The organism is Rhizobium sp. 10PS4, from assembly GCF_032464805.1.
GTDB classification, from domain to species: Bacteria; Pseudomonadota; Alphaproteobacteria; order Rhizobiales; family Rhizobiaceae; genus Rhizobium; species Rhizobium laguerreae.
In genome coordinates this window covers 92267-106700 of record NZ_JAWDIW010000004.1, presented here as the reverse complement: position 1 = coordinate 106700, position 14434 = coordinate 92267, and the positions used below count along the sequence as shown (strand labels likewise).

13 protein-coding genes are annotated in these 14434 nt (G+C 59.0%); 7 read left to right on the top strand and 6 right to left on the bottom strand.

The genetic code is table 11. The annotated features are described in order from the left end of the window. Positions 1-7: 7 nt before the first annotated feature. From RWJ89_RS08555 to RWJ89_RS08535, 5 genes are all read right to left on the bottom strand, one after another. Positions 8-1234: a MalY/PatB family protein gene (locus tag RWJ89_RS08555; RefSeq protein WP_077981033.1), complete on the bottom strand. Its 1227-nt coding sequence runs from the start codon at positions 1232-1234 to the stop codon at positions 8-10. Between the two features lie 140 nt (positions 1235-1374). Next, positions 1375-2514: an amino acid ABC transporter permease gene (locus tag RWJ89_RS08550; protein ID WP_131666039.1), complete on the bottom strand. Its 1140-nt coding sequence runs from the start codon at positions 2512-2514 to the stop codon at positions 1375-1377. A gap of 1 nt (position 2515) precedes the next feature. Next, positions 2516-3703: an amino acid ABC transporter permease gene (locus RWJ89_RS08545; protein WP_316030846.1), complete on the bottom strand. Its 1188-nt coding sequence runs from the start codon at positions 3701-3703 to the stop codon at positions 2516-2518. A gap of 50 nt (positions 3704-3753) precedes the next feature. Further along, a complete protein-coding gene (locus tag RWJ89_RS08540) occupies positions 3754-4767 on the bottom strand; it encodes an amino acid ABC transporter substrate-binding protein (protein ID WP_077981030.1) in 1014 nt (337 codons plus the stop codon). 156 nt (positions 4768-4923) lie between these two features. Continuing rightward, a complete protein-coding gene (locus tag RWJ89_RS08535) occupies positions 4924-5877 on the bottom strand; it encodes a LysR family transcriptional regulator (protein ID WP_165504464.1) in 954 nt (317 codons plus the stop codon). A 264-nt stretch (positions 5878-6141) separates the two neighbouring features. On the opposite strand from RWJ89_RS08535, the gene RWJ89_RS08530 reads away from it, so the two are divergent. Beyond that, positions 6142-6756, top strand: coding sequence for a GntR family transcriptional regulator (locus RWJ89_RS08530; protein ID WP_168258376.1), 615 nt, complete (start codon positions 6142-6144; stop codon positions 6754-6756). A 50-nt stretch (positions 6757-6806) separates the two neighbouring features. Here RWJ89_RS08530 and RWJ89_RS08525 read toward each other — a convergent pair whose 3' ends face one another. Next, positions 6807-7619 carry a ferredoxin--NADP reductase gene (locus RWJ89_RS08525; RefSeq protein ID WP_018069601.1) on the bottom strand — a complete coding sequence of 271 codons (813 nt, stop codon included), beginning with the start codon at positions 7617-7619 and terminating at the stop codon, positions 6807-6809. A gap of 356 nt (positions 7620-7975) precedes the next feature. Between RWJ89_RS08525 and pcsA the strand changes: the two genes are divergently transcribed. Genes pcsA through RWJ89_RS08495 form a run of 6 tightly spaced genes read left to right on the top strand, consistent with a single transcriptional unit; the run spans position 7976 to position 14422 of the window. Further along, entirely contained in the window at positions 7976-8704 is a 729-nt protein-coding gene (gene pcsA / locus RWJ89_RS08520) for a phosphatidylcholine synthase (RefSeq protein ID WP_012757415.1), read from the top strand. A gap of 10 nt (positions 8705-8714) precedes the next feature. Then, the gene (locus RWJ89_RS08515) at positions 8715-9695 is read left to right on the top strand and encodes a quinone oxidoreductase family protein (RefSeq protein WP_132609505.1); all 981 of its coding nucleotides are present in this window, start codon (positions 8715-8717) and stop codon (positions 9693-9695) included. Positions 9696-9734: 39 nt separating this feature from the next. Next, positions 9735-11303, top strand: coding sequence for an ABC transporter ATP-binding protein (locus tag RWJ89_RS08510; RefSeq protein ID WP_316030845.1), 1569 nt, complete (start codon positions 9735-9737; stop codon positions 11301-11303). Next, entirely contained in the window at positions 11293-12378 is a 1086-nt protein-coding gene (locus RWJ89_RS08505) for an ABC transporter permease (protein ID WP_131642643.1), read from the top strand. Before RWJ89_RS08510 ends, RWJ89_RS08505 begins: the two co-directional genes overlap by 11 nt. Next, positions 12375-13295: an ABC transporter permease gene (locus RWJ89_RS08500; protein ID WP_025394520.1), complete on the top strand. Its 921-nt coding sequence runs from the start codon at positions 12375-12377 to the stop codon at positions 13293-13295. Before RWJ89_RS08505 ends, RWJ89_RS08500 begins: the two co-directional genes overlap by 4 nt. Positions 13296-13345: 50 nt before the next feature. Next, a complete protein-coding gene (locus RWJ89_RS08495; protein WP_072638498.1) occupies positions 13346-14422 on the top strand; it encodes a BMP family ABC transporter substrate-binding protein in 1077 nt (358 codons plus the stop codon). Positions 14423-14434: the final 12 nt, after the last annotated feature.

The following is a 14434-nucleotide window of genomic DNA, read 5'->3' as shown; positions in this document are numbered from 1 at the left end:
GCAAGCGCTATAGCGATGCGAGGGCGCGTGCCATGCGTCCGAGCGCTTCCTTGAGGATTGAGCGCGGACAACCGACGTTTAGGCGGATGAATCCTTCTCCACCCGGGCCATAGACCCGCCCGTCGTAAAGGTTGACCCCGGCCCGGTCGACGAAGAATCGATGGATTCCTTCCACTTTTACGTCCAACTCTCGCGCATCCAGCCACACCAGATATGACGCGTCAGGTCTCATGGGTGTGATACCCGGAAGATTGCTGCCCGCTATGATCGAGACGAGATTGACGTTTTCGCGAATATAAGGTGTAAGGCTGTCAAGCCATTGATCGCCCGAGCTATACGCGACTTCAAGAGCCAGCCGCCCGAAATAGTGAGCGTTCAGCATGAACGATGCTTGCATGACCTGGAACAGTTCCTCGCGGCGCTTCCGGTCAGCAACGGAAACGGTAGCCGCAGGTACGCCGGCCAGGTTAAATGTCTTGGTTGGTGCTGTGCAGATGAAGGATTTTGCCGCAGCGGCTTCATCGAGAGAGGAGAATACGATATGAGGACGATCGCTTAGTCGAATGTCGCAGTGAATGTCGTCGGAGATGACCAGGATGCCGTAGTGCTCACATATGGTGTCGAGGCTCTTCAGCTCCTCACGTGTCCAGGCCTTTCCGGCAGGGTTGTGCGGATTGCACAATAAAAATGCGCGGGCGCCGTTCGCAGCTTGCCGTTCGAAGTCCTCCAGATCGAGCTCGTACGCGCCGTTCGTAAGTCTCAGGCGGTTGATCAGGAGCTTCCTGCTATTCTCGCGGACGACTTGGAAATATGGGGAATAGACCGGTGCCTGGACGATGACGCCGTCACCAGCTTGCGTAAAGGTCCGCAAGATGGCTGCGACGGAGGGCATGATTGCCGGAGCAGGAAGCAGCGTCTCGATATCCACATTCCAGCCGTGGCGGCGCTTGAACCAGGATTTTATGATTTCGTAGTGGTGCGGATCGCGCTTGGTATAGCCATAGATGCCATGATCAACGGCCTCGCGCAGGCGTGCAATCACCGGTTCCGGCGCACGAAAATCCATGTCGGCCGTCCAAAGCGATATCAATCCGTCACCCTCGACGCGGGGAGAGAATTCGTCCCATTGATTGGCCCATTTCGCCGAGCCGAATTGGCTACGGTCGTGGACAACGTCAAAATTCGGCTCCTCGGCGCCCAGTTTCCTGGTCGCCGGTGCACGGGAATGTGTCATCGGTTGGATTCCTAGTGCCAATGTGTGCGCAAGCCGCGCGTTGAATGAGCGGGACAATCGCCTCTGTCGCAGGAACTGCCCAGCGGCTGCTGTGATGTCGCCAGCGGCGTCTACTTCGGATTGTTCAACATCCGCACTTCCTATGATTTGTGACCGCGCGCGAGATGACTTTCCACGGACATGGAATACCGAGACATCCCGAAACAGAAGATCCAGTAGATAACCGCCGCGAAAAGATAACCGGTTGACGAGATAGTCGGTCCCGCCCAGTTCGGATCGATACGGGCGGTTTCGACCGCTCGCAGAAAGTCTGCAATGCCGACGATTGCGACGAGCGTCGTGTCCTTGAATAGTCCAATGAATGTCGAAACGATGCCGGGAATGACGATCGCGAGCGCTTGAGGCAGGATGACGAGCCTCATGCTCGTGAAGTACCCGAGGCCCAGCGCCTGAGCCGCTTCATATTGCCCTTTGGAGATTGCCTGCAGTCCGGCACGAACGACTTCCGCCATGTAAGCCGCCGAGAAGAGGGCGGTGCCGATCATTGGGCGAAGAAGCCTGTCCGGCGTGAGCGCCTCGGGCACAAACAGGGGCATCATGAAGTTCGCCATGAACAGTACGGTGATGAACGGTACGCCTCGCACAACTTCGATATAAAAGACGCAAACGGCCTTGACGATCGGGAGCTCGGAACGTCTGCCGAGTGCGAGAACGATACCGAGCGGCAGCGAAAACACGATCCCGACGATGGACATCAACAGCGTGATCATCATTCCGCCCCAGAGGGTGGTGTCTACTATCGGTAAGCCCATAGATTCAACGCCACGAAGCAGCGCAAACGTCGCAATGGGATAAATTCCAAAAAACAGCGATGCCGCCATGTTACGATGTGGCGCGCTCCGCCATAGGAGCCACCCGACCAAGGCAGCACCAATCAGCTGCGTTACGTCGACCCGCCAGCGCTCGGTTGCCGGATATGCGCCGTACCGTAGATAGTTCAGTTTAGCGGCGACAAACGACCAGCATGCGCCGTCTGGATTGGCACGGCAGGTTTCGCTGTCACCGCTCCACACGGCATTTATCAAGGCAAAGCTCAGGAATAGCCAAACGAGCCAAACCGCCAGCCCGGTGAAGCACACGGTTAAAAGGCATGAGAAGGGACTCGAGAACAGGTTCGTCTGCACCCAAGTCATAGGGCCGGGCTGGATTCCGGGCGGCGGAGCGACAGCAGGAATGTATTCATGTCGATATGCAGCCGGCGCATGAAGAGCTTCATTCATCTCATCTCTCCACGAGCGCAAAACGTTGGTTAAAGGCGTTCATGGCGGCCGATGTGATCAAAGAGATGACGAGATAGACCGCGAGCGTTATGGCCATCACCTGGACCGCCGCCCCCGTTTGATTGAGGACCGATCCCGCAAAGACCTGAACGAGGTCGGGATAGCCAATAAAAACAGCAAGCGATGAGTTTTTGATCAAGTTCAGATATTGACTGGTCAGTGGCGGAATGATGATCCGCAATGCTTGCGGAACCACAACCAGGCGTAACGTTTTGCCGTCCGGCAGACCGAGCGCATGGGCCGCTTCTGTCTGTCCCTTCGAAACGGCTTGAATGCCGCCGCGGACGATCTCAGCGATAAATGACGCCGTGTAAACAGAAAGGCCGATGAGCAGGGCGGCAAATTCGGGGTAGATTTGCTGGCCACCACGGAAGTTGAAACCCTTCAACTCCGGATAGGTGAAGGTCACGGGACTGCCCATTGCTAAATAAGCAAGCAGCGGTGACCCAACGAGGGCGAGTATGCTGACTAGGAGGATTGGAAGCTGCTTGCCGGTTCGCTTCTGGACGGTCCGGGCGTAGGCCCCGAATGCAACAGCAACAGCTATCCCGACAGCGATTGCGACGCCGACCCAGCTGGCGCCGGCCTGAAGTTCAACCGCTGGCATTATGACCCCGCGATTGTTGAGGTATATTCCCCCTGGAAGGGAGATCGATGCCTTTGGAGCGGGCAGCGGCTTGAGGACTGCGTTGTACCAGAACAGAAGCTGAAGCAGCAGCGGGATATTTCGGATGACTTCGACATAGGAGGTCGCGACTTTGGCCGCTATCCAGTTGCGGGAAAGGCGTAAAACGCCGATCAGGAAACCGATAATCGTAGCAAAAACGATGCCGAGTACACTTACCAGGAGCGTGTTCGCAACACCTACCCAAAAGGCCTGTCCATAGGTGGACAGGGTGTCGTATGGGATCAGCGTCTGGTTGATCTGAAATCCTGACGTTTGGTTCCAGAAATCAAATGTGAGAGGAATGCCGCGTCGTTTCATGTTGGAAACGGTTTGGGTTGCAACCGCAGCGAGGATCACTGACAGGCTCACCGCCAACGCGGCTTGATAGGCGATGCCACGGACCTTTTTGTCATGCAACGAGAAGGTTTTGCGCACATAAATTGGCTGAGATATGTCAACCATTCGTTCCTCCCAACTAGGAAGAGGCCGCCGATTCTCCTGGCGGCCTCGTATCAACGGATGGGAGGCGCGTACTGAAGGCCGCCGGCGTTCCAGAGAGCATTCACACCACGTTCTATCTTCAAGGGAGATTCCTTGCCGATCGAACGCTCGAAAATGTCGGAATAATTGCCGACCTGCTTGATGATGTCCTGAGACCAGGTCTCACCGAGCCCGACGTCTTTGCCGAAGCTTCCTTCGACGCCCAGGAGACGGCGAATATTCGGATCGTCGGAATTTTTCATCTCGTCGACGTTTTTCGAGGTTATGCCGAACTCTTCTGCAGCGAGCATGACATTGAGAGTCCACTTGGCGATGTTCAGCCAATGGTCGTCACCTTGGCGGACGGCTGGCCCCAGCGGCTCCTTCGAAATGATTTCCGGGAGCACGACGTTCTCGTCGGGCTTCGCCATACGGATACGCGCAGCGTTCAGGCTCGAAGTGTCTGCGGAGAAAACGTCACAACGCCCTTCCTCATAGGCCTTGATAACAGCCTCTTCATCCGCGAAACCGACGGCGCTATAGGTCATGCCGTTGATGCGGAAATAGTCGGCCAGATTCAATTCGGCGGTCGTCCCCTGCGAAACGCAAATCGATGCGCCGTCCAGACCCTTGGCGGACTGAATATTCTCCGACTTGCGAACCATGAAGCCCTGGCCGTCATAAAAATAAACTCCAGCGAAGATGATGCCGAGGGAAGTGTCTCGCGAGGACGTCCAAGTCGCATTGTGAGCCAGGATGTCGATCTCACCGGATTGGAGCGCGGTAAACCGATCCTTGGCGTTGAGCGGGATAAACTTGACCTTCGTTGCATCCCCGAGGATGGCAGCGGCCACGGCGCGGCAGTAGTCGACGACGAAGCCTGTCCACTTCCCATCGTTGTCAGGAACGCTGAAACCCGCCGTTGCCGGGTTCGTCCCGCATGTGAGGATGCCCTTTGCTTTGACATCGTCTAAGGTTCCCGCCGAAACGGGATATGCACAGGCGGCAATTACCGCGCCGAGAATACCAGCCACTAAATTTCGCATAAATGGATCCCCTTTTTTGAATTCTGCCAAAGAGGGTGGCTCGCTGAGGACTAAACTGTCAAATTGGTTGTCGTCATTCGATTTATGAATGAGATTCATACGAACATCAGGCCCCGGTGGATGCGTCAAAGCTGACGACCTAGTTGGCGCTCCTCGTCACGCGATAACGTTGTTTGCCAATATGGCTTCATTTTTTCTGATTTGAGCCGCGTGATACAGTTCAGTTATGAGGCGACGCAACCAAAGGCTTCCCTGATCGGCAGCCATCTGCCGGTGAACCACGAGACTTGCGCTGACGGAAGGAATGGGTATGGGCGGAGAGAGAAGTGTTATCTCGTTTGCTTCGTCAAGAATCTGAAAAATACCGTCGCCACAATGCGTGATCAGGTCCGTCCCCCTGAGCGCCAACGGCATCACTAGGTAGTTCGAAATGGTTGCTACGACCTTTCGCCTAAGCCCACGCTCTTTAAGTGCAGCATCTGCCAAACCCTCAGATAAACCATCGGCGGAAATTTGAAGGTGAGATGCCGAAAGATACTGCTCCAAACCTAATGGAGCCCTGGCGATCTGGCTGCCACTCCAAACAGCGCAGAGGATTCTGTCCTGCCCGAGCTCGGTTTTAGTCAGGTTGGGGTCGTCCTTCAGACTCGCGCCCGTCAAAGTGCAATCAACCTGTCGGAAGTAGTCTGCGCTTTCGGATTCAGCCCGATTTGCAGGTATGACATTCAGGGTCGCATATGGCGCCTGTCTGGAGAATTCTCGAATGAGGCCCGGGATGAAGATCATCGCATGATAGTCAGTGAGCCCCACGCGAAACTTTCGTTCTGTCGTTGCAGGGTCGAAGACATTATACCGCCCAATCAACGTGCGAATTTTTCCGAGAGAGTCAGATAGGTCCCCGATAAGCTCCAATGCGCGAGGCGTGGGCCTCATCAATCCGCCGTCGCGTGTGAACAGCTCGTCCTTAAATACGATGCGCAATTTCGAGAGCGAGTGACTGACTGCGGATTGGGTCCGGCCCAATTGATCGGCAGCGCGCGTAACGCTCCTTTCCCGCATCAGAACATCAAAGACGCGCAGGAGATTAAGGTCAACGTTGTCGGGAGACATTGCGAGCTCCATGAAACCGGTTCATGAGGAGCATCGAAGCATTTCGCCAGGCGCATGACAATCGTAAGGTGACAAGGGACAATTTCTGTTGAGATTCGACAGCGCCGACCGCCGGTCCGCGCTGTCACGAAGACGCCCCTTCGTCGGAGCACTCAATCTTGAGAGCGTCCATTCATTTATCTCCGTGGGGATATACCAGTACGGCTTGCCGTGCGTTTTCCAGCATGCCAGAATTTGATATATCAGTGGGGCACGGTTGTTTGCATGCAGACTTCACAAAGCCATCTTGCCTATCTCGCGCTGGAGCATCTGATCGTGACGCTGGCGTTGAAGCCCGGCGCGCTGGTCACTGAAAAGCAGCTGATCGATATGGCGGGCCATGGGCGTACGCCGGTGCGCGAGGCGATCCAGAAGCTTGCCTGGCAGGGGCTGATCCTGGTCAAGCCGCGCGTCGGCCTGCAGATCGCCGAGATCGCGGCTCAGGATCATGGCAATGTCATGCAGGTGCGCCGCGAGCTGGAGCCGATCGCGGCAAGCCTTGTTGCTGAACATGCAAGCGACGAGCACCGCGCGCGCCTCATCGATTGCGCCCGCGCGATGGAGGAATGCGCCGTCACCGGCGATCTCGCCGGCTTCTTCGCCGCCGACAAGGCCTTCGACGAAATCCTTGAAGATGCCTGCCCGAACGGCTTCATCACGGCAGCACTCGGCCCGGTGCAGACGCATTCACGTCGCCTCTGGTACTCCAAGGCAAGTCCGGAGCGCATGGACCGCGCCATCGCGCTGCATGTCGCCGTCATCCGCGCCATCCATCAAGGCAGGCCGGATGAAGCGCGCACCAGCATGGCGGTGTTGATCGATTACCTTAGCCACACATAGCAACGGCCCCGTTTCCGGAGCCGTTGTCAGATCAGATTGTCAGAAATGCTTTAGCCGACGAAAGCGCGCTCGATGACGAATTCGGCAGGCTTGCTGTTGGCGCCTTCATCGAGGCCGGCCTTCTCGAGCAGTTCCTTGGTATCCTTCAGCATGGCCGAGGAACCGCAGATCATGCCGCGGTCGATCGCTGGGTCGAGCGGCGGCACGCCGAGATCGGTGAACAGCTTGCCGGAGGAGATCAGGTCGGTAATGCGGCCGCGATATTCGAAATCCTCGCGCGTGACTGTCGGATAGTGGCGCAGCTTGTCGCCGACGACTTCCTTCAGCAACTCGTCGTTCTGGATTTCGTGCACGAGATCGAAGCCGTACTTCAGTTCGGCGACATCGCGTGTCGTATGGGTGAGGATGACTTCCTCGAACTTTTCATAGGTCTCGGGATCGCGGATCAGGCTGGCGAAGGGCGCAATGCCTGTTCCCGTCGAGAACATGTAGAGACGACGGCCGGGCGTCAGCGCGTCGAGCACCAGAGTGCCCGTCGGCTTCTTGCGCATCAGCACCTGGTCGCCCGGCTTGATCGCCTGCAGATGGGAGGTGAGCGGGCCATCCGGCACCTTGATCGAGAAGAATTCCAGCTCCTCGGCCCAGGCGGGGCTGGCGATCGAATAGGCGCGGAACACCGGCTTGCCCTCGACCATCAGGCCGATCATCGCGAATTCGCCGGAACGGAAACGGAAGCCCTGCGGCCGGGTCATCGTGAAGCGGAAGAGCCGGTCGGTATAGTGCGTGACATCGAGCACCGTCTCGGCATAGACGCCGGCGGGGATGGACAAGGCGAAGTCTTCGGTCTTTGCAGGCGCGTTCATTTCGGTAGCGGATCCCGTTTCGTCGGATGAACTTTCGAATGCGAGCGAGATATTACAAATCCGGCCGGAATTAAAGGCATTCCATTCCACGCGACGCTTCTAAAGGGAAATATGCATGTCATTGTCAGGATTCAATGGGCAGCAAGGGCAGGCGGGGAATGTCGTATTTCCCGCTGGCGAAGGCCGGCAAAGGATGCATATTAGAGCAGCGCGCCGCAAACGGATACCGGTTTTCGACAAAAACGGTGCGACAACAAAGACCTACGGCGTCGAACCCGATTCAGCAACAGGGTCCGGCGATGGTGGCGAAAAAAAAGATGCTTGCCGGGGCGAGCGCGATAGGGCGGTCGGGGAATATGAAGATTTTCAACTACAAGCGAGTTCCTTATGCGGAGATGCGCGCCTTTTCCGTCCATATTCTGACGGCATCCGGCTCCTTTCTTGCGTTTCTCGGCGTCGTTGCCGCCGCCGAGCACCGCTTCATCGACATGTTCTGGTGGCTGGGCCTCGCCCTTCTGGTCGACGGCATAGACGGGCCGATCGCCCGCAAGGTGCGCGTCAAGGAAGTTCTGCCGAACTGGTCGGGCGATACGCTCGACAATATCATCGACTACGTCACCTATGTGCTTCTGCCGGCCTTCGCGCTCTATCAGAGCGGCATGATCGGCGAGCCCTGGTCCTTCGTCGCCGCCGGCATGATCGTCGTCTCCAGCGCCATCTACTATGCCGATATGGGCATGAAGACGGACGAGTATTTCTTCTCCGGCTTCCCCGTCGTCTGGAACATGATCGTTTTCACGCTGTTCGTCATCGATGCCAGCGCCACGACGGCGCTCACCGTCGTCATCGTTTCGGTGGTGCTGACCTTCCTGCCGATCAATTTCCTTCACCCGGTCCGGGTCAAAAGGTTGCGCCCGCTCAATCTCGGCGTCTTTTTCCTGTGGTCGGCGCTCGGCATTTTTTCGCTGCTGATGCATTTCGACACACCCGAATGGGCGCTCATTCTCTTCATCGTAACCGGCGCCTATCTTTACGTCATCGGCGCGGTGCTGCAATTCTTCCCCGCCCTTGGGCGCGAAGCATAGGACAGGCAAGATGACCAAGACGCAGGCGGTTTCATTTTCGAGGACGGGCGGGCCGGAGGTTTTTGACTATGTTGAGATCGATCTTCCGCCGCCATCGACAGGCGAAGTGCAGATCAGACAGGCGGCGGTCGGGCTCAATTTCATCGATGTCTATTTCCGCAACGGCACCTACAAGGCGCCGCATCTGCCCTTTGTCACCGGCAAGGAGGGCGCCGGCACCGTGACATCGGTCGGCCCCGGCGTCGAGGATTTCAAGGTCGGCGACCGTGTCGCCTATGCCAGTGCCGACGGCGCCTATAGCGCCGAACGCAATGTCGAGACGCGGCATCTGGTGCATGTGCCGGACGGCATAGAGCTGGAGACCGCAGCGGCGATGATGCTGAAGGGCATGACCGCCGAATATCTCTTGAACCGCACCTTCCAGGTCGGCCCGCAGACGGTCCTGCTGTTCCACGCAGCTGCCGGCGGCGTCGGCCTGATCGCCGGCCAATGGGCAAAGGCGCTCGGCGCCACCGTCATCGGCACGGCGGGCTCTGAAGACAAGATCCAGCTGGCGCTCGCCCATGGCTACGACCATGTGATCAACTACAAGAGCGACAGCTTCGTCGACCGTGTCCGCGACATCACCGGCGGCAAGGGTGTGGATGTCGTCTACGATTCGATCGGCCGGGATACTTTTCCACAGTCGCTCGATTGTCTGAAACCGCGCGGCCTTTTTGCCTCGTTCGGCCAATCTTCCGGTCCGATCGAGAATTTTACCCTCGCGGCTCTGGCGCAGCGGGGCTCGCTCTTTGCGACACGGCCGACGCTCTTCACCTATATCGCCGCGCGTCAGGAACTGATCGACAGTGCCAAAGCGCTATTTGATATTGTGCAAAGCAACAAAGTGGGTATCAATATCAATCAAACCTATCCGCTGCGTGAGGTTGGGCAGGCTCACGCGGATCTGGAAACAAGAAAAACAACAGGAACGACGCTGCTGATTCCATGAGATCCGAACGGACCGGTTGGCAGAAGAAATGAGGGGAACGTGTCGCCATTGAATGTGCCGGATTCCGGCGCGTTATTATCGGTCCAGAAGCTGACGAAGTTCTTCGGTGGCTTTGCAGCCTGCAATGAAATCGATCTCGATATAGCGCCGGGCGAAATTCATGCGCTTCTCGGCGAAAATGGTGCAGGCAAATCCACCCTGGTGAAGATGCTGTTCGGCGTCCTCGAGCCGACGGGCGGGAATATCCTTTGGCAGGGCCAGCCGGTTGCGATCACGTCGCCGGGTGAAGCCCGCAGGCTCGGCATCGGCATGGTCTTCCAGCATTTCTCGCTGTTCGAGGCGCTGACGGTTGCCGAAAACATCGCGCTGTCGCTCGATGACGCCATCCCGATCGACAGGATCGCCGAGGAGGCGAGGGCACTGTCCGTCGCCTACGGCCTGCCGCTCGATCCGCATGCCCATGTCGCCGATCTCTCGGTCGGCGAGCGCCAGCGCATCGAGATCGTCCGCGCACTGCTGCAGAACCCGAAGCTCATCATCCTCGACGAGCCGACCTCGGTGCTGACGCCGCAGGAGGCCGACAGGCTGTTCGAGACGCTGTTCAAGCTGCGCGCCGAGGGGCGCTCGGTTCTTTATATCAGCCACCGCCTGGAGGAAGTGCAGCGCATCTGCGATCGCGCCACCGTCCTGCGTCATGGCCGCGTGACCGGCGCCTGCGATCCGAAACGGGAAACGCCTGCCTCTCTCGCCCGCATGATGGTTGGCAGCGAAGTGGCGACCGTCACGCATCCGGAGCGCAGCGACAAGGGCGAGGTGCAGCTTGCCGTCGCCAATCTTTCCGTCGCCGCGCGCACCCCTTTCGCCATGTCGCTGCGTGATGTGTCGATGGCGGTGCGCTCCGGCGAAATCCTCGCCATTGCCGGTGTCGCGGGTAACGGGCAAAGCGAGCTCTTCGACGCACTGTCGGGCGAATATCCGGTCGCCTTGGCCGAGGCGATCGTCATCCGCAAGAAGCCGGTCGGCAATCAGGGCATTACCGCCCGCCGTCTTCTCGGCGCCGGCTTCGTGCCGGAGGAGCGCCACGGCCATGCCGCCGTCTCCGCCATGAAACTGTCGGATAATCTCATCCTTGCCCGCAGCCAGTCGGACCGCAAAGCGTTTCTGGGCCTCTTTGGCATCATCCGCCATGCTGCGGTGAAATCCGCCGCAAGGCGCATTTCCGAGGCCATGGATGTCCGTAAGAGCGGCGATGATCCGGCCGCAGGCTCGCTTTCCGGCGGGAACCTGCAGAAGTTCATCGTCGGCCGCGAGCTCGACCGCCAGCCGGCGGTGCTCGTCGTCAACCAGCCGACCTGGGGCGTCGATGCCGGGGCGGCAAGCCGCATCCGTCAGGCCTTGGTGGATCTCGCAAGAGCTGGTTCGGCCGTCGTCGTCATCAGCCAGGATCTCGACGAGATCTTCGAAGTGGCGACCGATATTGCCGTCATCTGCGAAGGCCGTCTTTCCCGCCCGTTCCCGGCGGGCGAACTGACGCGTGAAAGGATCGGCCTGCTGATGGGCGGCCTGCACGAGAGCAGCTCTGCCCCGGAGGCGCCCCATGCGCATTGAACTCGAAAAACGGCCCGACGTCTCGAAGCTCTTCGCCTTCGTCTCGCCGCTGCTTGCCCTTGTCCTGACGCTGGTCTTCGGCGCCATCATGTTCGCCATGCTCGGCAAGGATCCGGTCGCCGCACTCGACGCCTTTTTCGTCGAGCCGTTGCTCGAGGTCTGGTCGCTGCACGAACTGGCGATCAAGGCCGCGCCCCTGATCCTGATCGCCGTCGGCCTGGCCGTCTGTTATCGCTCGAACAACTGGAATATCGGCGCCGAAGGCCAGTTCACCATCGGCGCCATCACCGGCTCCTATCTGCCGATCATCTTCTACGACTGGCATTCGCCGCTGGTGCTACCGCTGATGCTGATATTGGGCGCGCTCGGCGGTGCGCTCTTCGCCGCCATTCCGGCGCTGCTGAAGGCGCATTTCAACACCAATGAGATCCTGACATCGCTGATGCTGGTCTATATCGCCCAGCTTTTCCTCGATTGGCTGATCCGCGGCGCCTGGCGCGATCCGAAGGGTTTCAATTTTCCGGTTTCCCGTGATTTCGCGCCGGAAGCAGTGCTGCCGGCGATCTGGGAAGAGTCGGGCCGCGCCCATTGGGCCTTCATCTTCGCCATCATTGCGGCGGTTGGTGCCTGGTTCATGCTGCGTTATACGCTGAAAGGCTTCGAGATCGTCGTGCTCGGCCAATCGGAGCGGGCGGGGCGTTTTGCCGGTTTCTCGTCGAAGAAGATGATCTGGTTCAGCTTTCTCTTCTCTGGCGCTCTTGCCGGCCTTGCTGGCATCAGCGAGGTCTCCGGCTCGATCGGCCATTTGCAGCCGGCGATCTCGCCGGGCTACGGCTTCACCGCCATCATCGTCGCCTTCCTCGGCCGCCTCAATCCGCTCGGCATCATCGCATCCGGCCTGGTGCTGGCGCTGACCTATCTCGGCGGCGAGGCAGCCCAGCTTTCGCTCGGCCTTTCCGACAAGGTCACCCGCGTCTTCCAGGGGCTGCTGCTCTTCTTCGTGCTCTCCTGCGATACGCTGATCTATTACAAAATCCGCCTGGTCTGGTCGCGGGTAGGGGGCAAGGCGGCATGAGCATCTTCGAAGCCATTCTGCTGACCGTCATCACCGCCTCCACGCCGCTCGTCATCGCCGCACTCGGCGAACTGGTGACCGAGCGCTCCGGCGTTCTCAATCTCGGTGTCGAGGGCATGATGATCATGGGCGCGGTCGGTGCCTTTGCCACGGCACAGCTCACCGGCTCGGCCTATATCGGCATTGTCGGCGGCGTCGTCAGCGGCGCGGTGTTTTCGCTGCTCTTCGCCTTCCTGACGTTGACACTCGTCGCCAATCAGGTGGCGACAGGCCTTGCGATGACGATCCTTGGCCTCGGCGCCTCCGGGATGCTCGGCGAGGCCTTCGTCGGGGCACCCGGCGTCCGGCTGCTGCCGATCGAAATCCCGCTGCTTTCGGCCATTCCCTATGTCGGAACGGTCCTCTTCAAGCAGGATCTGATCTTCTACCTGTCGATCCTGCTCGTTATCGCCGTCAACTGGTTCCTCTTCAAGAGTCGCACCGGCCTGAAGATCCGCGCCATCGGCGACAATCACGCCTCGGCGCATGCGCTCGGTATCGACGTCATCCGCATGCGCTACCTCGCCGTGATGTTCGGCGGCGCCTGCGCCGGCCTTGCCGGCGCGCAGCTGTCGCTGATCTACACGCCGCAATGGACAGAGAACATGTCAGGCGGGCGCGGCTGGATCGCGCTGGCGCTCGTCGTCTTCGCTTCCTGGCGGCCTTGGCGCCTGCTGGCCGGCGGTTATCTTTTTGGGGCGGTAACGATCCTGCAACTGCACGCGCAGGCCTTCGGCATCGGCATTCCCTCGCAGTTCCTCTCGATGCTGCCCTATGCGGCGACAGTTGTGGTCCTCGTCATCATCTCGCATAATCGGCGCACGACGTTGATCAATACGCCGGCCTCGCTCGGCAAAGCCTTCGTGCCGGACCGGTGAACAACAACAAACAAGACGGGTTTCGAAACTTCCAACCAACAGGGATCAATATGAAAAAACTTGCACTTGCTCTCGCAGCGACAGCTGCCCTCGTCCTGAGCATCGGTTCGGCCGCCGAGGCGGCTGACAAGACCAAGGTCTGCTTCGTTTATGTCGGCACCCGCACCGACGGCGGCTGGACGCAGGCCCATGAGAACGGCCGCCTCCAGCTCGAGAAGGAATTCGGCGACAAGATCGAGACGCCCTACCTCGAAAGCGTCCCGGAAGGCCCGGATGCCGAACGCGCGATCGAGCGCATGGCCCGCTCCGGTTGCTCGCTGATTTTCACCACGTCCTTCGGCTTCATGGACCCGACTATTGCCGTCGCCAAGAAGTTCCCGAAAGTGAAGTTCGAGCATGCGACAGGCTTCAAGGCCGCCGACAATGTCGCGACCTACAATTCGCGCTTTTATGAAGGCCGCTACATCAGTGGCATTATCGCCGGCAAGCTCTCTAAAAACGGCACGGCCGGCTATATCGCCTCCTTCCCGATCCCCGAGGTGGTGATGGGCATCAATGCCTTCGAAACTGGCGCCAAGTCGGTCAATCCGAACTTCAAGATGAAGGTTATCTGGGTCAACACCTGGTTCGACCCCGGCAAGGAAGCCGATGCCGCCAAGGCGCTGATCGACCAGGGCGTCGATATCCTCACCCAGCACACCGACACGACCGCGCCAATGCAGGTCGCCGAGCAGCGCGGCGTCAAGGCGTTCGGCCAGGCTTCCGACATGATCAAGGCTGGCCCGAACGTCCAGCTGACCGCGATCATCGACACCTGGGGCAATTATTACGTCAAGCGCGTCAAGGCGCTTCTCGACGGCACCTGGAAGTCAGAGCAGAGCTGGGATGGCCTCAAGGACGGCATCCTGACGATGGCGCCCTATACCAACATGCCCGACGACGTGAAGAAACTCGCCGAGGAGACCGAAGCCAAGATCAAATCAGGCGAACTGCATCCCTTCACCGGCCCGATCAACAAGCAGGACGGCACGCCCTGGTTGAAGGCCGGCGAGAAGGCCGATGACGGCACACTGCTCGGCATGAACTTCTATGTCGAAGGTGTCGACGACAAGCTTCCGGGTAAATAGTCCCGTAGCTAT